At 75.9% G+C, this 19,929-nt stretch carries 18 protein-coding genes; 8 read left to right on the top strand and 10 right to left on the bottom strand.

Annotation, left to right across the window (positions count from 1 at the left end; translation table 11 throughout):
- Window positions 1-39: 39 nt before the first annotated feature.
- From AC0GKK_RS24515 to AC0GKK_RS24490, 6 genes are all read right to left on the bottom strand, one after another.
- Window positions 40-915, bottom strand: a complete 876-nt coding sequence (locus AC0GKK_RS24515; RefSeq protein WP_489882628.1) for an HTD2 family dehydratase — start codon at window positions 913-915, stop codon at window positions 40-42.
- Window positions 912-1,706: an alpha/beta fold hydrolase gene (locus AC0GKK_RS24510; RefSeq protein ID WP_489882627.1), complete on the bottom strand. Its 795-nt coding sequence runs from the start codon at window positions 1,704-1,706 to the stop codon at window positions 912-914. The genes AC0GKK_RS24515 and AC0GKK_RS24510 overlap by 4 nt, the downstream gene beginning before the upstream one ends.
- The gene (locus AC0GKK_RS24505; protein WP_489882626.1) at window positions 1,703-3,139 is read right to left on the bottom strand and encodes a wax ester/triacylglycerol synthase domain-containing protein; all 1,437 of its coding nucleotides are present in this window, start codon (window positions 3,137-3,139) and stop codon (window positions 1,703-1,705) included. Before AC0GKK_RS24505 ends, AC0GKK_RS24510 begins: the two co-directional genes overlap by 4 nt.
- Window positions 3,136-4,653 (bottom strand): HAD-IB family hydrolase, encoded by a 1,518-nt coding sequence (locus tag AC0GKK_RS24500; RefSeq protein WP_346103608.1) that lies wholly within the window; start codon window positions 4,651-4,653, stop codon window positions 3,136-3,138. The genes AC0GKK_RS24505 and AC0GKK_RS24500 overlap by 4 nt, the downstream gene beginning before the upstream one ends.
- Window positions 4,640-7,036: a glycerol-3-phosphate 1-O-acyltransferase gene (locus tag AC0GKK_RS24495; protein WP_489882625.1), complete on the bottom strand. Its 2,397-nt coding sequence runs from the start codon at window positions 7,034-7,036 to the stop codon at window positions 4,640-4,642. The genes AC0GKK_RS24500 and AC0GKK_RS24495 overlap by 14 nt, the downstream gene beginning before the upstream one ends.
- 103 nt (window positions 7,037-7,139) lie before the next feature.
- Complete coding sequence (locus AC0GKK_RS24490) at window positions 7,140-8,462, bottom strand: aspartate aminotransferase family protein (RefSeq protein ID WP_489884063.1); 1,323 nt, start codon at window positions 8,460-8,462, stop codon at window positions 7,140-7,142.
- A 214-nt stretch (window positions 8,463-8,676) separates the two neighbouring features.
- On the opposite strand from AC0GKK_RS24490, the gene AC0GKK_RS24485 reads away from it, so the two are divergent.
- Window positions 8,677-9,681: a PucR family transcriptional regulator ligand-binding domain-containing protein gene (locus AC0GKK_RS24485; RefSeq protein ID WP_489882624.1), complete on the top strand. Its 1,005-nt coding sequence runs from the start codon at window positions 8,677-8,679 to the stop codon at window positions 9,679-9,681.
- A gap of 297 nt (window positions 9,682-9,978) precedes the next feature.
- Window positions 9,979-10,164: a helix-turn-helix domain-containing protein gene (locus AC0GKK_RS24480; RefSeq protein ID WP_489884062.1), complete on the top strand. Its 186-nt coding sequence runs from the start codon at window positions 9,979-9,981 to the stop codon at window positions 10,162-10,164.
- Between the two features lie 9 nt (window positions 10,165-10,173).
- Here the strand turns inward: AC0GKK_RS24480 and AC0GKK_RS24475 are convergent, their stop codons facing one another.
- A complete protein-coding gene (locus AC0GKK_RS24475; protein WP_489882623.1) occupies window positions 10,174-11,043 on the bottom strand; it encodes an SAM-dependent methyltransferase in 870 nt (289 codons plus the stop codon).
- Window positions 11,044-11,194: 151 nt separating this feature from the next.
- On the opposite strand from AC0GKK_RS24475, the gene AC0GKK_RS24470 reads away from it, so the two are divergent.
- Window positions 11,195-11,713 (top strand): hypothetical protein, encoded by a 519-nt coding sequence (locus AC0GKK_RS24470; protein WP_489882622.1) that lies wholly within the window; start codon window positions 11,195-11,197, stop codon window positions 11,711-11,713.
- Here the strand turns inward: AC0GKK_RS24470 and AC0GKK_RS24465 are convergent.
- Both AC0GKK_RS24465 and AC0GKK_RS24460 read right to left on the bottom strand, forming a co-directional pair.
- Complete coding sequence (locus AC0GKK_RS24465) at window positions 11,626-12,189, bottom strand: glycosyltransferase (RefSeq protein ID WP_489882621.1); 564 nt, start codon at window positions 12,187-12,189, stop codon at window positions 11,626-11,628. The two genes, AC0GKK_RS24470 and AC0GKK_RS24465, sit on opposite strands and share 88 nt — an antisense overlap.
- On the bottom strand, window positions 12,177-12,368 hold the full coding sequence (locus tag AC0GKK_RS24460) for a hypothetical protein (protein ID WP_489882620.1): 192 nt from the start codon (window positions 12,366-12,368) through the stop codon (window positions 12,177-12,179). The genes AC0GKK_RS24465 and AC0GKK_RS24460 overlap by 13 nt, the downstream gene beginning before the upstream one ends.
- 551 nt (window positions 12,369-12,919) lie before the next feature.
- Here AC0GKK_RS24460 and AC0GKK_RS24455 point away from each other — a divergent pair.
- Window positions 12,920-13,342, top strand: a complete 423-nt coding sequence (locus AC0GKK_RS24455) for an ATP-binding protein (protein ID WP_346104343.1) — start codon at window positions 12,920-12,922, stop codon at window positions 13,340-13,342.
- Between the two features lie 125 nt (window positions 13,343-13,467).
- Here AC0GKK_RS24455 and AC0GKK_RS24450 read toward each other — a convergent pair whose 3' ends face one another.
- Entirely contained in the window at window positions 13,468-14,391 is a 924-nt protein-coding gene (locus AC0GKK_RS24450; protein WP_489882619.1) for a methylenetetrahydrofolate reductase, read from the bottom strand.
- 189 nt (window positions 14,392-14,580) lie between these two features.
- On the opposite strand from AC0GKK_RS24450, the gene AC0GKK_RS24445 reads away from it, so the two are divergent.
- From AC0GKK_RS24445 to AC0GKK_RS24430, 4 genes are all read left to right on the top strand, one after another.
- Entirely contained in the window at window positions 14,581-15,681 is a 1,101-nt protein-coding gene (locus AC0GKK_RS24445) for a polyprenyl synthetase family protein (RefSeq protein WP_489884061.1), read from the top strand.
- Between the two features lie 5 nt (window positions 15,682-15,686).
- A complete protein-coding gene (gene crtI / locus AC0GKK_RS24440; protein WP_073574433.1) occupies window positions 15,687-17,246 on the top strand; it encodes a phytoene desaturase family protein in 1,560 nt (519 codons plus the stop codon).
- Between the two features lie 158 nt (window positions 17,247-17,404).
- Window positions 17,405-18,937 (top strand): polyprenol phosphomannose-dependent alpha 1,6 mannosyltransferase MptB, encoded by a 1,533-nt coding sequence (gene mptB, locus AC0GKK_RS24435; protein ID WP_489882618.1) that lies wholly within the window; start codon window positions 17,405-17,407, stop codon window positions 18,935-18,937.
- Window positions 18,918-19,913 carry a phytoene/squalene synthase family protein gene (locus tag AC0GKK_RS24430; protein WP_489882617.1) on the top strand — a complete coding sequence of 332 codons (996 nt, stop codon included), beginning with the start codon at window positions 18,918-18,920 and terminating at the stop codon, window positions 19,911-19,913. Before mptB ends, AC0GKK_RS24430 begins: the two co-directional genes overlap by 20 nt.
- Window positions 19,914-19,929 lie beyond the last annotated feature (16 nt).

The raw sequence follows: 19,929 nt of genomic DNA, 5'->3' as shown, positions 1-19,929 counted from the left end.
CCGTGGCGCACCGGATCCGGCAGCCGGGCCGGGGCAGGCTCAGGTCGCGAGCTCGATGCTCCCCCGCACCGACTCCGGTGCCCCGTCGGACCCGGCCGCGACGTCGATGCGGTCCCCGTCCGGGGTCCCGCCGACCCAGACGTCGGCGCCGGCGAAGGCCGGTGCGGTGAGGCGGTACCCGAAGCCGCGCACGAACGCCGTCGGGCGGTGGCGGCGCGCGATCTCCAGGCCGAGCAGGGCGAACAGCGGGCCGTGCACGACCAGGCCGGGGTAACCCTCGACGCCGGTGACGTAGGGCAGGTCGTAGTGGATGCGGTGGGTGTTGTAGGTCAGCGCCGACATCCGGAACAGCAGCTCCGGGCCGGTCGGCACGGTGAAGGCCCACTCGTGCTCCGGGCGCGGCGCCGGGTCCGGCGCGACCGTGCCCCGGACGGTGCCGGCCGGCTGCGAGCGGTAGACGATGTCCTGCTCCTCGACGCAGAGCAGCGTGTCGCCGCGGCGGAACTCCGCCCGCGTCGTCACGAACGCCATCTCGCCGCTGCGGCCCTGCTTGACCCGGACCGGGCCGAGCTCCTGGCGCCGGGTCACCGGTTCGCCGACCCGCCACGGGGCGTGCCAGGTCAGGCGTCCGCCGGCGAACATGCGTCGCCGGTCCGGGACCGGCGGCAGGAAGTGGCCCTCGCGGGGGTGGCCGTCCTCGCCGAGCGCGGACATCGGCGGGGTGTCGAGGAAGGCGAGCCAGTGCCACAGCGGCGGGAGCGGGTCCCCGTCGGCAGCGACCGGGTCGAGGTCGAGCAGCCCGGAGAACGCGGCGACCGACCACGGGGTGACGGTGTCGGTGCCGACGAGCGGTCCGGGGGCCCAGCCGTCGAGGGCGGCGGAGAGGTCGGCGGGGGCGTTGCCGGAGCCGGTCACGACGCGACCTGGTAGCGGGTGTGCTGCAGGATCGTCCAGGCCACCAGGGCCGGGTTGTCCACCATCGGCACGTGCCCGACGCCGGGGAGCACCACCAGCTCGGCGCCGGGGACGGCGTCCATCATCGGGCGGCCGTAGCGGCCGTAGGGGATGGTGCGGTCGGAGCCGGACCAGGCGATCCGCACCGGGCAGGGCAGCTGCTCGAACGGGGCGATCGCGGTGTCCATCCGGGCCGCGGACAGCAGCGGCTCCAGGATGGTGCAGCCGGCGAGGTCGTCGAACAGCTCCGCGACCTCCTCGGGGGTGTAGCGGTCGGTGTGCTCGGCCAGGGTGAGCAGCAGCAGCCTGCGGATCACCCCGCACGAGGCCAGCGCGCGCACCGGTGCCCAGCCGGCGAGCAGCGCCCCGATCCGGAACGTCGCGAGCAGCCGGTACAGGTCCGCGGGCACCGACCAGGCCCCGGCCGGGGACAGCGCGACGACCGACCGGGCCCGGCCGCGACGGGCGAGCTCCAGCGCGGCCCAGCCGCCGAGGGAGTTGCCGACCACGTGCGGCCGCTCGGGCACGCCGATCGCGTCGAGCTGCTCGGTCAGGCCGTCGACCAGCAGGTCGACGCTGAACTCGCCCTCGGGCATCGGCGGGCCGTCGAGGTGGCCGGGAATGGTCACCGCCCAGACCTCGTGGTGCTCCTCCAGCATCGGCAGCAACGGCTTCCAGGCCCGCCACGACGAGGTCATCCCGTGGAGCAGCAGCAGCGGCTCCCCCGAGCCGCCGACGTGGTACGCGCTCATCCGACGATCATGGGCTCCGCGGCCCCGGGCTGCAGCGCGAGGACCTCCGCGAAACCGCCGGCCAGGCAGCGGGCGAACTCCTCGCGATCGGTGATGGCGGCCGCGTCGACGTTCGCGCCGACGCAGCACTGGTCCCCGTGGGTGACCACGGAGATCATCGCGGCGCAGCCGGGCAGCGGCGCGAACGGGTAGACGCGGTCGATCCGAGCGCCGCAGAGGAACGCCTCGGACCGCAGCCCCGGTACGTTCGACGCCTGGAGGTCGTTGCCCTGCGTCGACCCGCCCGCGACCAGGGTCAGCAGCGGGCCGGGCAGCCGGGCCAGCAGCGGCGCGACGACGTCGGGGCTCTCCAGTGCGGGCTCCTCGCGGGCCGCACGCATCTGCTCCCCCACCTCCCGGATCCTCCGGGCCGGGTCGACGATGCCCATCGGCGCGGCGAGCCGGGCCGGTGCCCAGCGGTTGCCGCCTGCGGCGTCGCCCTCGCGGCGCACCGACACCGGTACCGAGGTGCGCAGCGTCGCGTCGCCGGTGACCGGGTGCCCCATCGCCTCGTGGTAGAGCCGGAACCCGCCGAGCAGCGAGGCCACGAAGGCGTCGTTGAACGAGCCGCCCACCGACTTGCCCGCCGCCCGCAGGTCGGCGAAGTCGACGTCGAGCGCCACGAACCGCCAGGACATGCCCCGCGGTCGCAGCAGCTCCGAACCTCTGCCCGGGGGCGGGGACAGCACCCGCAGCGCCGAGTCCAGGTAGCGGGCGGTGTCGCGGGCCGCCGACAGCGGGTGGGTGAGGGCGCCGACGACGTCGCGGGCGGCACGGGCGGCCGCCGGGACGATCCCGGCCTCGCGGCGGACCAGCCGGTCGACCTCGGCGAGCGGGTCGGGCGAGGTCGGCTCGGGCGCGGCGGGCTGCGGCTTGGTGTCGTCGTGCTCCCGCTTGCGGCTGTGCAGCTGCGACAGGAGCTGGACCACGCCCAGGCCGTCGGTGAGCACGTGGTGCAGCTTCAGCAGGAACGCCGCACGCCCGCCGGGCAGCCCCTCGACGAGCATGGCCTCCCACGGCGGCCGCTCGCGGTCGAACGGGGTCATCATGAACTGCTCGGCGATCGGGGACAGCTCCGCCCAGAAGCCCGGTCCGGCGCCGGGGATCCGCACCCGGCGCAGGTGGTAGTGCAGGTCGAACTCGAGGTCGTGGATCCAGTACGGCGTACCGAGCCCGCCCAGCGGCTCCCGGATGCGCTCGCGGAAGCGCGGGACCATCCGCGTCGCCCAGTCCACGGCGGCGACGAGCCGGTCCCAGTCGGGCTTGGCGTCGAGCAGCTCGACCGCCAGGACCGGGGACCGGAAACGGGGGTCGTCGCCCTCGGCCCGCCACATCATGACCTCGAACGGCGACATCTCGCGGGCCGAACCCCAGCCCGCCGGGGCGTCGCTCATGCCGGGTCCTCCTGGCTGTGGTCGCTGCGGTCGTACTGCTGGGCGATGCGGCGCTCCGGCCACGCGGCGAGGGTGTCGAGGAACCGGCCGCGGACCTCCTCGGCGTACTTCCCGGCGTCCTCGGGGACCCAGGACGAGGTGTCCACCGGGGGCAGCACGGCGACCTGCACGGTCCCGCCGCGCAACGTCTGGGCGCCGCGCCACATGATCTCCCCGGCGTTGCGGATGACCACGGGCACGATCGGCACCCCGGCCTGCATCGCGATGTGGAACGCGCCCTTCTTGAACGGGCCGAGCCGGGGCGTCGGCGAGCGCGTGCCCTCCGGCGCCATCGCGAGGGAGATCCCCTCGTCGCGCAGCTTGTCGACGGCCGGCTGCAGCGCCGCGCGGGCGGCGCGGGAGTTGGAGCGGTCGATGAACGCGACGTCGGCGGCCCAGAACAGCTGCCCCCACACGGGGATCTGCGCGGCCTCCTTCTTGGCGACGCCGGTGAAGCTCTCGCGCAGCAGCTTCATCAGCACCGGCACGTCGAACTTGGACTGGTGGTTGAACACGAACACGCACGGACGGGCGGAGTACAGGTACTCCGCGCCGGTCACCTCGACGTCGATCCCGGCGAGCCCGAACGCGACGTCGGCACCGACCGAGCCGGCCATGTCGACGAACCGGCGGCGCGAGCCGTGCAGCAGCCCGGCCCCGGCCGCGGCGGCCAGCCCGCCGGCCATGCCGCCGTAGAAGACGGCCGTGCGGGCGACGTCGGTGACGCTGGGGAACAGCCCGCCGCGGGGTGCGCAGTCGAGCACCGGCCAGCCCCGCTCGCGGGCGAGCGCGCGCAGCGAGTCGGTCGGTGACACCGCGACCGCGTGGCCGACGGCGGACAGGAACTCCGCGTCCTCGGTGCCGTTGGCGTAGCCGAAGCAGCCCGCCAGGTCGACACCGTGCGCGGCGGCGTCGGCGCGGACCGCCTCGGCCTTGCCGGTGCCCCACAGCGAGGTGCCCGCGACCCGGCCGGTGAGCACGCCGTCGCGCACCTCCAGCTCGGTGCACAGCACCCGGTCCGCGCCGAGCTCGTCGGCCATCGGCTGCACCTGGAACCGCGTCGCCGAGGACGCCATCACGACCTGGTGGCCCTGCTCCTGGTGCGCGGCGACCAGCTCCCACACCTCCGGGTGCAGCGAGCCCGCGATCTCGTCGCGGAACAGCGTCCGCCCGAGGGCGTGGAGCTCGTCCTCGCTGCGGCCCTTCCAGGTCGCGAGCGTGATGGAGAGGAACTCCTTGAAGTCGTCGTCGGTGCGGATCCCGCGCATGCCCGACAGCACGGTGCGGACCATCTCGACCGGCCCGACGTCGAACTCGCGCAGCCGTTTGCGGTAGAAGGCCCCCGCGGAGTAGCCGTCGATGACGGTGCCGTCGTAGTCGAAGTACGCGACCGTCCCCGGTCCCGGCTCCGCCTCCCGGATGGCCCGGAGCCGGTCCCGGGTGTCCCCGGCCGGCGTCCCGTCAGCTGGCGACACCCGTATCCCCTTCCGCACGCTGTTTCGCCCCGGAGGGCGGGACCACCGGTGACGCCGGGACCGCCTCGGACGCCGTCGTCCCGCCGGAGCCGAGGACCACCTCGAGGCGGGCGCGTTGCAGCTCGCCCAGCCGTCCCAGATCGTGGATCACCGCGGTGACCTCCGCCAGCCAGGCGGCGCGCCGCTCCCCCAGCGACGCCCCGGCCGCGCCGGACCCCGGCTCGCCGAGCAGGTCGCGGTTGTCGGCCTGACGCACGGCGGTGGCGTACAGCTCGCGCGACACCGAGTCGGCGCGGTCGAGCCGCTGCTGCAGCAGCATCTGCCGGCCGACGCCGAGGCAGTCCTCCAGGAACTCCTTCTCCTCGGCCATCGGCTCCTCGCCCAGCGCGACCAGCCGGTCGGCGACGACGAGCTGGGCGTCGAGGAACGACCGCAGCACGCCCGGCGCGACCAGCAGCGGAGCCTGGCGGAGCGCACCGCGCACGTCGGCCGGGTCGGCCGCCCGGGTCCGCCACTGCGGGTCGACCAGGTCCAGCTCGCCGATGATCTCGGCGCGGAACTCGCGGCGGGTGGAGAAGAAGAACTCGAACTTGAGCAGGTCGCGCAGCCGGGCCAGCTCGCGCCACGCGACCTCGACGATGTCCTCGTCGGGGGCGGCGTCGCCGACGCGTAGCAGCGCGATCTCCAGCATCGCCCGGTTGAGCAGGTGGTGCAGCGCGCCGTTGCGGTAGAACGCGGCGACGTGATGGCGGCCGGTGCTGACGGCGAAGACCGGCTCGGTGCCGCCGTCGTAGACGGTGACGACCCCGGCCTCGGCGAGCCGGTCGAGTGTCATCCGCAGGCCGTGCCGGGTCCGCAGCTCGGCGATCGGCACCGGGATGCCGCGGGCCTCCAGGTAGTCCGCCAGCGGCGCGACGACCTCCCGGACCTGCTGCAGGGTCAGCGCCCGGTCCTGCGCCCAGAGCAGCGCGAACGTCGCGAGCGAGGTCGCCGTCGCCGGGGTGACGCGGTTGATACCCGCACACACCCGGAAGGCGACCTTCTCCAGCTGGGCCCGGCCGGGGCCGGCGTCGGCGAGCGCACGGCGCAGCGCGAACGGCTCGGCGAAGCGCACCCGGGCGGTGCCGATGTGGCGGCGCTGGTCGCGGAAGTAGCCGTAGAGCCAGCCCAGTCCCTCCGCCTTCTTCTGCCCGCCGCGCTGCTCGGCGGCCATCGCGCCGACCTCGTGCAGCTGGTCGTAGACGATGGACACCGGGACGAGCACCGCGTCGAGCTCGGGGCGTTCCTCCAGCGCGGACACCAGGTAGCGCAGCAGCCCGATGCGGGGCTTGCGCAGCTTGCCGGTGCGGCTGCGGCCGCCCTCGATGTACCACTCCAGGTTGAAGCGCTTGGCGAGCAGATGCCCCAGGTACTCCTGGATCGCGGCCTTGTAGACGGTGTCCCCGCCGAAGGTGCGGCGGATGAACACGATCCCGGCGCGGCGCCCCAGCGATCCCATCGGCCAGAACGACAGGTTGTTGCCGCCCAGGACGTGGTTGCGCGGGAAGTTGCGGTCGTGCAGCACCTCGGCGAACAGCAGCGGGTCGGCGTAGGAGCGGTGGCTGGGCAGGAACACCAGCGCGTGCTCCTTGTTCAGCTCGCGCAGCCGTTCCAGCCCGGACTCGTCGACCTGCACGTCCCAGGCCTTGGCGTGCATCGGCCCCATCATCGCCCGGAAGAGGTCGATGGCGGGCGGGCTCTGCACGGCGGCCATCTCGTGCAGGCAGGACTCCAGGCGCTGCTCGACCTCGGTGGCCGGGCTGCCGGTCTGGCGCGCGAGCCGCTCGACCAGGGCCGGGAACCGGGCCGAGGAGGTGATCTGCTCGACCATCCGGCGCGGCACCTTGTAGCGGTCGCCGAGGATGCGCCGCTCCGCGCGGTCGCAGGCCAGCACGGCCTGGCGGGCGACGAACCGGGTGAAGCCGTTGCTGCCCGGCCGACCGCTCTCCTGGGCGACGAACCGCGACACCAGGTCGGCGACGGTCGCCGGCTCCCCCGCCACGACGCGCGCCGCGTCCGGGCGGTGCCGGGCCATCGACGGGTGCAGCGGCGACCACGCCATCCGCATCACCGCCGACGTCGCGAGCCCGGTGAGCTTGCGGACCGGGCCGCCGTCCTCGGGCTCGGGGGTCACCCAGGCCACGCGGGCCGGGACGATCACCGTGTCGTCGCCGTGCAGGGCCTCTCCCAGTTCGGACGGGACCTCGCCGTTCGCCCCGATCCCGACGACCGCCGCGCCCGGGTGCCGCTCCTCGGCCCAGCGCCGCAGGATGCCGCGTTCGGTGTGCGACCGCGCCTGGGTCACCACGACCTCGCGTCCGCCGGTGAGGTCGTCGGTCGTCATGGAGCCCCCCGTCGGCATGCCCCGCCGCGGTGCGGCGCCTGCGGGGGTCAACCTAGTTACCCGCGGGTTCGGCAACAACCCGACGCGGCGGTCGACCGCCGACTCACACGATCTTCTGCGCCTCGGTGAGCACGTGCCGCAGGATCTGCTCCATCTCGTCGAACTCGGGCTGCCCGGCGATCAGCGGCGGCGCCAGCTGGATCACGACGTCGCCGCGGTCGTCGGGGCGGCAGTACAGGCCCGCCTCGAACAGCGCCCCGGGCAGGAACCCGCGCACCAGCCGCTCCCGCTCCTGCGGGCCGAAGGACTCCCGGGTGTCGCGGTCCCGCACGAGCTCGATCGCCCAGAAGTAGCCGTCGCCGCGGACGTCGCCGACGATCGGCAGGTCACGGAGCCGGTCGAGGGTCGCGCCGAACGCGCCGGCGTGGGCCAGGACGTTGCCGTAGAGGTCCTCGCGCTCCATGAGGTCGAGGTTCGCGAGCGCGACGGCGGCCGAGACCGGGTGCCCGCCCCAGGTGTAGCCGTGCGGGAACGTGACGCCGGGGGCGAGGAACGGCTCGATCACCTTCTCCGAGGCGATCATCGCGCCCAGCGGCCCGTAGCCGGAGGTCATGCCCTTCGCGCAGGTGATGATGTCCGGGGTGAACCCGAACTTCGCGCTGGCGAACGGGACGCCGTGGCGGCCGAAGCCGGTGATCACCTCGTCGGCGACGAGCAGCACGTCGTGCCGGTCGCAGATCTCGCGGACCCGGGCGAAGTACGACGGCGGCGCGGTCAGGCAGCCGCCGGAGTTCTGCACCGGCTCCAGCACGACCGCGGCGACGGTGTCCGCGCCCTCGAACGCGATGGCCTCCTCGATCCGGTCGGCGGCCCAGCGGCCCAGGGCCTCGGCGTCGCCGTCGAACTCGGGGTGGCGGTAGAGGTTGGTGTTGGGTACGCGGAACCCGCCGGGCGCCAGCGGCTCGAAGTCCTTCTTCATCGCGGGCAGCCCGGTCACGGCCATCGCCCCGTGGGTGGTGCCGTGGTACGCCGTCGCCCGGGAGATCACCTTGTGCTTGAGCGGGCGGCCGCGGAGCTTGAAGTACTGCTTGGCCACCTTCCAGGCGCTCTCGACGGCCTCGCCGCCGCCGGAGGTGAAGAAGACCCGGTTCAGGTCGCCGGGGGCGAGGTGGGCCAGCCGCTCGGCGAGCTCGGCCGCGGGCGGGGTCGTGTAGCCCCAGACCGGGAAGAACGCCAGCTCCGACGCCTGCTTCGCGGCGACCTCGGCCAGCTCACGCCGCCCGTGGCCGGCCTGCACGACGAACAGGCCGGCGAGGCCGTCGAGGATGCGGCGGCCGCGGTCGTCCCACAGGTGCACGCCGTCGCCGCGGGTGATGACGGGGATCGGGGCAGCGCCGTCCCGGCCGTGCATCCGGGCGAAGTGCATCCAGAGATGCCGCCCGGCGGCGTCGGCGTGCGGTGAGAGGACGGGCGCGTCCGGGGTGGCTCCGGCCTCGGTCCGGGTCGCGTTCTCGACGGCGGTCACGTGGGGCTCCCTCGGTAGCGGCGCGGTACGCCTCTGATCGTCGGCGCCACGGCGACCCCGGTCAGGGATACGATCCGTATCGTCCTCGACCGCGCGGCGGACGGAGTGGATCCCGGTGCACCCGACCATCGCCGACGTGCTGGCCCGTCCGGAGGTCCGGGCCGGGGCGCCCGCCGTACGGGCCGGGCGGGCGGCGCTGGGCACGCCGGTGCGCTGGGTGCACGTCAGCGAGGTCGCCGACCCGGCCGGGACGCTGCCGCCGGGGGTGCTGGTGCTCTCGGTCGGGGTGCCGGTGGCCGACCCGACCACCGTCCCCGCCCGCTACGTCGACGCGCTGCGGGCCGCCGGGGCGGTCGGGCTGGTCGTGGAGATCGGCCGTCAGCTGCCGTCGCTGCCCGCCGGGCTGGTGCAGGCCGCCCGGGCGGCCGGGTTCCCGCTGGTGGAGCTGCGGCGCACGGTGCGCTTCGCCGAGATCGTCGCGGGCGTGCTGGGGCAGGTCACCCACCGCGACGACGACCCGGGGCCGCCGGGCGTCGAGGCCGCGTTCCGCTCGCTCGCCCTGCACCGGGTGCCGCCGGCGCGCGTGGTCGGCGAGCTGGCCCGCCGGATCGACGCGCCCGTGGTGTGCGAGGACCTCGCGCACCGGGTGCTGCTCACCGCGGGCGGACCGGACCTGCGGGACTGGGCGGCACGCTCACGGCTGGCCGGGCCCGCCGGGCCGGAGGGCTGGGCGACCGCGCCGGTCGGGCGGCCCGGCGCACGGTGGGGCGGCTGGCGGTGCCGTCGCGACCGACGCCGGGCACCGCCGACCGGGTCCGCGCACTGCTCGACGCCGCCGCGGACGCGGTGTCGCTGCTCGACCCGTCGCCCGAGGGCCTGCTGCGGTCCGCCCGCGACGCGGTGGTGGCCGACCTGGCCGTCGCGGTGCCGTCCGACGCCGGACGGCTGGCGGTGCGGGCCCGCGCCGCCGGGCTGGACACCGAGGGTCCGCTGTCGGTGGTGGCGCTGCGCCCGGCCGAAGACGACGCCCCGGTCGGGCCGCCGACCCGGAGCAGGCCGTCGACGCGGCGCTCGCCGTCGTCGCGCCGGGGGCGACGGTGGTCTCCCCCGCACCCGGTGAGCTGGTCGTGCTCGTGCCCGGCGACGGCGGCCCGCTGCTCGCCGCGCTGCCCGCCACGGTGGCCGCGGCGACGGCCGGGCCCGGCCCGTTCGCCGCCGTGACGGATCTGCTGCGCCGGGCCCGCGACGACGCGGCCGCGCACGCCGCGACCGGCGGCCGCGGCCCCGTCCGGGTACCCGCGCTGCGCGGGCTGGTGCACCGCCTCGGCGACGACCCGGCCCTGCTCGGCTTCGCCGCGGACGTGCTCGGCCCGGTGGCGGCGCTGCCCGCCCGGCGCGCGCCGACGCCCGGGACACGCTGTGGGCCCTGGTCGGGGCGGGCGGGGTCGTCGCCGACGTCGCCCGCAGGCTCGGGGTGGGCCGCCCCGCCGCCTACGCCCGGCTGCGCCGCCTGTCCGGCCTGCTGGGCCTCGAGCTCACCGACCCCGAGGTGCGGACCGCGCTGCACCTGGCCCTGCTCGTCGACGCCCGTGCCGCCCGCTGAGCCCGCCGCTCAGGGCCGGTCGGCCCACAGCAGCGTCGCCGAGCCGAGGGTGTCGGTGACCGTGTCGTGCAGCGGCCGCCCGTAGCCCGCGGCGACCTCGCGGACCGGGCGGGCGGTGACGGTCCAGCCGTGGTGGCGGAGCCAGTCGTCGCAGGACTCGGCCCGGGGCTCGGGGAAGAACAGCTCGCGGACGTCGGTGGTGTGCAGCATCTCCTGGGCCGCCTCGCGGAACGACGGATCGTCCGCGATGCGCTCCACCTGGTCGCCGAAGTGCTCGACGGCGATCCGGCTGCCCCGCACCGACAGCGCGTGCACCCGCTCGAAGAGGAGCCGCTCGGCGGCGGCGGGCAGGTAGGGCAGCAGGCCCTCGGCCAGCCAGGCGGTCGGCCGGTCCGGGTGGAAGCCGGCCGCGGTGAGCGCGGCGGGCCAGTCGTGGCGCAGGTCGACCGGCACGGTGACCCGGCGCGCGGTCGGCGTGATCCCCGCTTCGGCGACGACCCCGTCCTTGAAGTCCAGCACCGTGGGCTGGTCGACCTCGAACACCGTGGTCCCGGCGGGCCACGGCAGGCGCAGGGCCCGCGCGTCGAGGCCCGCGGCGAGCAGCACGACCTGGGTCGTCCCGGCGCCGGTCAGGGCCTCGTCGAAGAACCGGGAGCGCACGCCCTGGTAGCCGGCCTGCACGACCCACGGGTCGGTGGCGTCGTCCGGGTCCCGCGGCGCCGCCGACAGCGTCCCGGCCGCGTCGACGAACCGCTGGGCGTAGGGGTCGTCGACCAGCCGGTCGGCGCGGCGGGTCTCCAGCGCCCGCCCCGCGGCGACGGCCAGAGCGGTGGCGCCCACGCTGCTGGTGATGTCCCACTGATCGTCGGCTGTGCGCATGACGATCACGCTAGGAGCAGACGGTTAGCGTTGCTCATCAGTCACGCGGATGATCACTCGCACGGCGCAGGCGGTACCGGACACCGCATCCCATACCGACACTGCGTGTGTGAGCTGTAACACCGCGTAGATCAGGGGCGAGGGGGGCCACATGGACCTCCGACGGGTCACCGGCTACCTCGCGCTCACCCTGCTCGCGCTGTACTGGCTGTGGGTGCTCACGCGCACCGCCCCGGTCCTGCGACGCGGCTGCCGCGACCGGCCGCTGCGCCTGCGGCTGACGCTGCTCCGGACGGCCGCGCTCGGCTGGACCGCGCTGTTCGTCGCGACCGTGCACTTCTGGGCGACGTCGTGGTGGCACGTGGTCGTGGCGCTGCCGGTCGCGCTCGCGGGCGGGGCCGGGCTGCAGCGGGTGCACCGCCGCCTGGTCGCCCCGCCCCGGCACCGCGTCGCGCTGGCCCGGCGGGTCCGCCGTACCGGGCACTTCCAGGTCATCCGCCGGCCCGGGGCACCCGGGCCGCACCGGCACGCGGCCGTCGAGGGCGCGGTCCGGGACCTCCGCGCCCCGGCGTGGCCGTCGGGTCAGCCCGCGGCGCCGACCGGAGTGCGGTCCTCGGGGTCGTCCTCCTCGGCGGGCTCGGCGGCCGGCTCACCGACCAGCTCGCCGTAGACGACGGTCAGGGCATCGGCGATCCGCGCCCGGTCGAACCGCGACACCGCGCGGTCCCGGCCCGCGATCCCGAGCCCGGCGCGCAGGGCGTCGTCGCCGAGCACGCCGCGCAGCGCGACCGCCAGCTCGGCGGGCCGGGACGGGCGGACCAGCACCCCGGTCACCCCCTCGACCACGACGTCCTGCAGCCCGCCCACGCTCGTCGCGACGACCGCCCGCGCGCAGGCCATCGCCTGCAGGACCGGCCCGACCCCGACGTCGCGCTCCGGTGCGGCGACCACGGCGTCGGCCGAGCGCAGCAGCCGCGGCATCAGGCCGCCCTCGACCGGCCCGAGGAACCGGACGCGCCCGGCGACGCCGGCCTCGCGGGCGATGCCGAACAGGCGTGCGCGGTCGGGATCCGGGTCCGCCGCGCCGCCGGCGACGAGCAGCTCGGCGCTGCGGATCCGGGACAGCGCACGGATCACCGTGTCCATCCCGGCGCCGTCGGCCAGCGAGCCGACCGCGAGCAGCCGCGGCCGGTCGTCCCGGCGCAGCGCCGGGCCGTCGGGGTGAACACGTCGGTGTCGACGGCGGCGGGCACCGTCCGCAGCACCGCCCGCGGCACCCCGCGGCGCAGCAGGGCGGTGTGCTGCTCCTCGCTGGAGGCCAGCACGCGGGCCGCCCCTGCGCGGACCCGGTCCGGGCCGCGGGGATCGCGGCCGGGCCCGGGCAGTCGGCCGGATAGACCTGCACGACCGGCACCCCGGTCGCGACGGCGGCGGCCCCGGCGCGCGGTCCGATGGCGTGCACCACCTGGGGCGGGTCGTCGGACCAGGCCGCGGCCAGTGCGGTGTCCTGCCCGGCCTCCCACGGCTGCACGCGCAGCGTGCCGCCTCCGGCCGGGGCGGTCAGGTCGGGGTCGTCGGGGACGTCGGTGAACACCCGGACCGCGTGACCGGCGGCGGCCAGCGAGGCGGCGGTGATCCCCGCGCCGCACGTTCGCGGGACCTCGGGGGTACGGATGACGGCGATGCGCAAGCGGAGCCTCCACGTCGTGCTCGCGGCTGCGGGCACGCGCAGTTGGCTCTACGCGTCGGACCCGTGACCGTACCCGCTCCGCTCCGCCCACGGGTGGGCGACTGCGGGAGTGTGCGAGGCGGGCACATCGGGTAATCGGGTCGCGTCGGGCGGGCCGGCCCGGCAGGACGTGGAGGGGGCGGGCCCGTGACCGCGCAGTCCTGGATCCTCACAGTGGAGCCCGACGCGGCCGCGTGCCGCACGGCCCGGCACGAGCTGACGCGGTTCCTGACCCCGTTGGTGGACGACGTGACCGTCGGCGACGCGACGCTGGTGCTGCACGAGCTGGTGGCGAACGGTGTCGACCACGCGCACACCCCGATGCTGGTGACCGCACGGGTGCGCGACGGCGCGGTGCGGCTGCGCGTGCGCGACGGCTCGGTCGTGTGCGGACGCGAGCAGCCCTACGACCCCACCGCGACCCGCGGACGCGGGCTGCAGATCGTCGGCAGGCTCTCGCAGCGCTGGGGGGTGCGCCGGCACCGCGGCGGCAAGACGACCTGGGCCGATGTCGGGCCGGTCGGCGCCCGCCCGGCCCCGGACCTGCACGTGGTGCGCCCGGCCTCCTGACCATCCGCCCGTCCGGCGGGCCGGAACCACCGGGCCGGGCGGTCCCGCCCGGGACCGGGTGGCCGGACCCTGCCCACCGGGGCGGGCCCACCGCGACGGGCCGGTGCGGGCCCCGCCGTGGACGGTCAGGCCGGCGTGGAGAGCCGGGTGCCCTCGTCGCGCGGCGCCAGCCCGAGACGCTCGACCAGCTCGGTCGTCGCCGTCGACCGGTTGAGACAGTAGAAGTGGATCCCGGGGACACCCTCGGCGAGCAGCCGCTCGCACAGCTCACCGGTGACCTCCATGCCCGCGGCGCGGAACGCCGCCGTGTCACCGGAGTAGGGCGCGAGCCGCTCGACGAGCGCCGCCGGCAGCGGTGAGCCCGACAGCTCGGGCCCCTTGTGGAAGGTCTTCTCCGACGTCAGCGGCATGATGCCGGGGATGATCGGCTGGTCGAAACCGGCGGCGGCGACCCGGTCGCGCAGCCGCAGGAAGCCGTCGGGCTCCAGGAACAGCTGGGTGACGGCGAACTCCGCCCCCGCCCGGAACTTCCCGACGAGCCGCTCGGTGTCGGCGTCGAGGTCGGCCGAGCGCGGGTGGCCGTAGGGGAACGCGGCGACGCCCACGCAGAACGGGCCGGACCGCTTGATCAGCGCGACGAGCTGGTCGGCGTACTCGAGCCCGTCGGGGTGGGCCACCCACTCGCCGAGCGGGTCGCCGGGCGGGTCCCCGCGCAGCGCCATGATGTTGCGGACGCCCGCGGCGGCCAGCGACCCGATCACGTGGCGCAGCTCGTCGGTCGAGTGCGAGACGGCGGTCAGGTGCGCCATCGAGCAGAGCGTGGTGTCGGTGGCGATCCGCTCGACCGTGCGGACGGTGCGGTCGCGGCTGGAGCCGCCCGCGCCGTAGGTCACCGACACGTAGGCCGGGTCGAGCACCTCCAGGCGGCGGATGGCGCGCCACAGTTCCGCCTCGCCCCGATCGTCCTTGGGGGGAAAGAACTCCACCGCGAAGAAGGGGCGGTCGACGTTGATCCGTTCGGTCACCGTGGATGCGAAGGTCGTCGTCACCCCGACGACCTTACGGTGCGCACCGCCGTTCGGTCGTCCACCGACCGGCGCGCACCGCCCGCGCCCCGCCATGACGTGCACCACGGCGGCATCGACGGGCCGGGTCCCGGGTGCACCGATAGCCTGGTCGTCGTGGCCGACCCCGTCTCCCCCGTGTCCGCACCGTCCGGTCCGTCCGGATCCCCGGGCCTGTCCACGGCAGGTCCGGCGCCGCTCGACGACGCGCTGCCCCAGCACGTGGAACGGGTGCTGGCCGGGTACCTGGACCGCCGCCGCACCGAGGTGCTGGGCATCGACCCGGTCGTCGCGGCGGCCGCCGACGCGCTGGCCGGGTTCGTCCTGGGCGGCGGCAAACGGCTGCGGCCCACCTTCGCCTGGTGGGGCTGGCGCGGCGCGGGCGGCGACCCGGCCGACCCGCACGCCCAGGGCGTGCTGAGCGCGATCGCCGCGCTGGAGCTGATCCAGGCATGCGCCCTGGTCCACGACGACCTGATGGACGCCTCCTCCACCCGCCGCGGCCGGCCCACGGTGCACGTGGAGTTCGCCCGGATGCACGCGGCGAACGGCTGGTCCGGACCGCCGGCGCGGTTCGGCGCCGCCGTGGCGATCCTCGTCGGGGACCTGGCCCAGGTGTGGGCCGACGACATGTTCCACGCCGCCGCGCTCCCCGAGGGCGCCCACACCCGCGCCGCCGAGCCGTGGCGGGCGATGCGCACCGAGGTGCTGTCCGGCCAGTACCTCGACGTGCTGGCCCAGGCCTCCGGGGACACCGCCGAGTCGACCGCACTGACCATCGACCGGTTCAAGACCGCCGCCTACACCGTGGAGCGGCCGCTGCACCTGGGCGCGGCGATCGCCGGGGCCGACCCGCGGGTCGTCGCGGCCTACCGGCGCTACGGAGCCGACATCGGCGTCGCGTTCCAGCTGCGCGACGACCTGCTGGGCGTGTTCGGCGACCCGCGGGTCACCGGCAAGCCCGCCGGGGACGACCTGCGTGAGGGCAAGCGGACCCTGCTGGTCGCCGCGGCCCTGCAGCGCGCCGAGCAGCGCGGGGACCGGGCCGCAGCCGACGTCGTCCTCTCCGCGCTCGGTGACCCCGACCTGGACGCCGCGAGCCTGGACCGGGCCCGCTCCGCGCTGTCGGAGCTGGGCGCGGTGCAGTCGGTGGAGCAGCGGATCGCCGCGCTCACCGGCGCCGCGCTCGACGCGCTCGACTCCGCACCGGTCGCCGAACCGGGCCGCTCGCACCTGTTCGAGCTGGCCGAGCGCGCGACCCGGCGGGCCTGGTGAGCGGGGTGCGGCGGATCGAGGGGCACACCGACCACGTCGTCGTCGTGGGGGCGGGGCTGGCCGGGCTGTCGACAGCACTGCACCTGCTCGGCGCGGGCCGCCGCGTCACGATCGTCGAGCGGGAGAGCTTCCCCGGCGGGCGCGCCGGGCGGCTCGACGTGACCGACGACCACGGCACCTACGCCCTGGACACCGGCCCCACCGTGCTGACCATGCCGGAGCTGCTGGACTCCGCGTTCGCCGCCGTCGGCGAGACGACCGCGGACCGGCTCGACCTGGTCCGCCTCGACCCGGCCTACCGGGCCGAGTTCGCCGACGGCTCGGCGATCGCGGTACACACCGACGCCGCCGCGATGGAGCACGAGATACGCGAGCAGTGCGGCCCGGACTCCGCGGCCGGGTACCGGCGGCTGCGCCACTGGCTCACCGACCTCTACCGCGCCGAGATGGACAACTTCATCGGCGCGAACATGGACTCGCCGCTGTCGCTGCTCGGCCCCGACCTGGCCCGGCTCGCCGCCCTCGGCGGCTTCGGGCGGCTCGGGAAGCGGATCGACCGCTTCCTGCCCGACGAGCGGCTGCGCCGGGTGTTCTCCTTCCAGGCGCTCTACGCCGGTGTCTCCCCGCGCGACGCGCTCGGCGCCTACGGCGTGATCGCCTACATGGACACCGTCGCGGGCGTCTACTTCCCGCGCGGCGGCATGCGGATGATGGGCACCGCACTGGCCGGCGCCGCCGCCGACGCGGGAGCCGAGATCCACTACGGCCGCACCGTCACCGGCCTGGACCGCTCCGGGGACCGGGTCACCGCGGTCCGGCACACCGGTCCCGACGGCGCCGACGAGTCGCTGACCCCGTGCGACGCGGTCGTGCTCACCCCGGAGCTGCCCGCGGCCTACGCCCTGCTCGGCGGGGCCCCGCGGCGTCCGGTCGGGCTGCGCTGGTCGCCCAGCGCCGTCGTCGTGCACGCCGGGATGCCCACGCCCGCCCCCGGCACCGCGCAGCACCACCACACGATCTCCTTCGGCGGCTCCTGGGCGGGCACCTTCCGCGAGATCATCGACGAGGGACGACTGATGTCCGACCCGTCGCTGCTGGTCACCCGGCCCGGGCTGACCGACCCGTCGCTGCAGCCCGGCGGACGCGAGGTCATGAGCGTGCTCGCCCCGTGTCCGAACACCGCGGTCGCGCCCGGCATCGACTGGGACCGGGTCGGCCCGGCGTACGCCGAGGAGCTGTTCGGTGTGCTCGCCGACCGCGGGCTGGTGGACCCCTCCGCGCAGCCGAGCTGGACCCGGATGTGGACCCCGCAGGACTGGGCGGCCGCCGGGATGGCCGCGGGCACGCCGTTCTCGGCGTCGCACACGCTGGCCCAGACCGGCCCGTTCCGGCCGCGCAACCTGGTCCGCGGGACGGCGAACGCGGTGCTCGCCGGGTGCGGCACGACCCCGGGCGTCGGGATCCCCCCGGTCCTGATCTCCGGGCGGCTGGCGGCCGAGCGGATCACCGGTCCGCGCCCGGCCGAGCACGCCGGGCGCGGGGCCGCCGCGCGCACGGGGCACTGACACGGGGCACTGAGGGCGGGTGCCGGGGGGCGTGGAATCATGCTCCCGACGATGCCCGACCAGCACACACGGACACGATGACGGCTCAGCCCTCGCCCCCGCTCCCCCGCCCGGCGGCACCCGAGACGGTGACGCCGGACCCCGGCACGGGCGCGGTCGTGCCCCCGCCACCCGCACCGGAGCCCGCGGGCCCCGGCCTGGTCGAGCGGCTCGGCTCGCCGCCGCGGGGTGTCCTGCTGCTGGGGCTGGCCGGGACCGTGCTGATGTTCCTCGGCTCGTTCGGCGGCGGCGGGATCCCGATGCGGGACCCGGTGATCGGCAACTCCTCGCTGTCGTTCTGGCGCTACGGCCACGGCGCGATGCTCGCGACGATCGTGATCTACGTCGGCCTGGTGCTGATGGTGTGGGCGTGGGTGCGGCTGGGCCGCGCCGTGCTCGCCCGGCGCGCCGGTGGCCGCGCGGTGCTGACGACGGCGGCGGTGTGGATGCTGCCGATGCTCGTCACGGCGCCGTTGTTCACCCGCGACCCCTACAGCTACCTCGCCCAGGGCGCGCTGCCGCTGGCCGGGTACGACCCGTACGTCGTCGGGCCGGACACCATGGGCGGGATCTTCACCGACAACGTCCACTTCTTCTGGCAGGACACCCCCGCCCCCTACGGGCCGCTGTTCATCCTGCTCGCGCAGGGCGTGGTCCTGCTGGCCGGCCAGAACGTGCTGCTCGGCGTCGTGCTGATGCGGCTGACCCTGGTCACCGGACTGCTGCTGCTCGTGGCGGTGCTGCCCGCGCTGACCCGGCGCCTCGGCGGGCGCCCGGCGGTCGCGCTGTGGCTGGCCGTGGCGAACCCGGTGATGGTCGTGCACATGGTCGGCGGGGTGCACAACGACCTGCTGGTCGTCGGCCTGCTGCCGCTGGCGGCGCTGCTGGCGCTGCGGCAGCGGTTCGTGTGGGCGATCGTCGTCGCGTCGCTGGCGATGGCGGTGAAGGCCTCGGCCGGGATCGTGCTGCCGTTCCTGGTGCTGGTGTGGGCCGCGAAGCTGTCCGGCGGGTTCTGGTCGCGACTGGTCCGGGCCGGGGTGCCGTCGGTGGCCGTGTTCGGCGTCGTGTTCGGCGGCGCCACCTGGCTCACCGGGCTCGGGCTGGGCTGGCTGCCCGCGCTCAGCGCCCCGTCGATGATCGTGAACTGGCTGTCGGTGCCGACCGCGTTCGGTCAGGCGACCGCGAGCGTGGCCGGGATGTTCGCCGGTGAGGTGAACACCCAGGCGTTCGTCGACACGTTCCGGTTCCTCGGCGCGCTGGTGATGGGCCTGCTGATCGCCCTGCTGTGGTGGCGCGGCCGCGACGACCCGCGGGCCGCGGTGCGCAACGCCGCGATCGCCCTCGCGCTGGCCGCCGTGCTCTCCCCCACCACGCTGCCGTGGTACCTGAGCTGGGGGTTCTGCCTGCTCGCGATGACCCCGTGGAGCGCGCGCGGGCTGCAGTGGGTGGTCGTCGGCTCGATCTGGCTGATGATCGTGTACTTCCCCGACGGCGAGACCGCCCTCTACGTGCCGCACTACCTGCTGGCGTGTGCCCTGGCCGGTGTCCTGGCCGCGGTGTCGCTGCTCCGCCCGGACCCGCTGGGGTTGCGCCGGGGCGCCCCGGAGGCACCGTCGACCGCGCCCACCACCGATGCGGGCGTCCGCGGCTGAGCGGGCCGGGCGCGTCGAGCTCGACGCCGCCGGCCTGACCGACCCGCAGCTGCGCGCCGCCTACGCGGCCTGCCGCGCGCTGCACGCCGAGCACGGGCGCACCTACTTCCTGGCGACCCGGCTGCTGCCCCCGGCACGACGGGTCGACATCCACGCCCTCTACGGCTTCGCCCGCTTCGCCGACGAGATCGTCGACGACCCCGACGGCGCGGGCGGCGGGGACCCGCACACCCGGCTCGACGCGCTCGACGCCGAGCTGGCGGCCGCACTGGCGGGCGCCCCGCTGCCCGGCAGCAGGCCCGAGGTGCTCGCCGTCGCCGAGACCGCGCGCCGCCACGACCTCGACGCGTCGCTGTTCCGGGACTTCATGGTCTCGATGCGGATGGACCTCACCGTCTCCGACTACGCCACCGACGACGAGCTGGCCGTCTACGTGCACGGCTCGGCCGCCGTGATCGGGCTGCAGACGCTGCCGGTGCTCGGGACGGTCGTCCCGCGGGCGGAGGCCGAGCCGCACGCCGCGCTGCTGGGCGTGGCGTTCCAGCTCACGAACTTCCTGCGCGACGTCGGCGAGGACCTCGACCGCGGCCGGGTGTACCTGCCCGCCGACGAGCTCGCCGCGTTCGGCGTCGACCGGGAGCTGCTGACCTGGAGCCGGCGCACCGGGCGCCCGGACCCGCGGATCCGCCGCGCCCTGGCCCACCTGGTCGCCCGGACCCGGGCCACCTACCGGCGGGCCGACCCGGGGATCCCGATGCTGGAGCCGGTGTCGCGGGCCTGCGTCGGCGCCGCCCGGGTGCTGTACGCGGAGATCCTCGACGAGATCGCCGACGCCGGCTACGACGTGCTGACCCACCGGGTCGCGGTGCCGAACCGGCGCCGGGCCGCCGTCGCGCTGCCCCGGCTCGGCCGGGCGCTGGCCGCCCGCGGTACCCAGCTGGCGCGCGAACGCGCCGGGCGCCCGTCCCGCGGGTGAGCCGGGCCGGGGAGAA

The organism is Pseudonocardia sp. P-1 (genome assembly GCF_058111925.1).
This window is presented reverse-complemented; position numbering and strand designations above follow the sequence as displayed.

Coding starts and splice junctions, on each gene's coding strand:
- AC0GKK_RS24490 (WP_489884063.1), bottom strand. CDS start 8,462: ATGCACTTCGCCCGGATGCACGGCCGGGACGGCGCTGCCCCGATCCCC.
- AC0GKK_RS24465 (WP_489882621.1), bottom strand. CDS start 12,189: ATGGACACGGTGATCCGTGCGCTGTCCCGGATCCGCAGCGCCGAGCTG.
- AC0GKK_RS24470 (WP_489882622.1), top strand. CDS start 11,195: ATGGACCTCCGACGGGTCACCGGCTACCTCGCGCTCACCCTGCTCGCG.
- AC0GKK_RS24495 (WP_489882625.1), bottom strand. CDS start 7,036: ATGACGACCGACGACCTCACCGGCGGACGCGAGGTCGTGGTGACCCAG.
- AC0GKK_RS24505 (WP_489882626.1), bottom strand. CDS start 3,139: ATGAGCGACGCCCCGGCGGGCTGGGGTTCGGCCCGCGAGATGTCGCCG.
- AC0GKK_RS24475 (WP_489882623.1), bottom strand. CDS start 11,043: ATGCGCACAGCCGACGATCAGTGGGACATCACCAGCAGCGTGGGCGCC.
- AC0GKK_RS24510 (WP_489882627.1), bottom strand. CDS start 1,706: ATGAGCGCGTACCACGTCGGCGGCTCGGGGGAGCCGCTGCTGCTGCTC.
- AC0GKK_RS24430 (WP_489882617.1), top strand. CDS start 18,918: ATGCGGGCGTCCGCGGCTGAGCGGGCCGGGCGCGTCGAGCTCGACGCC.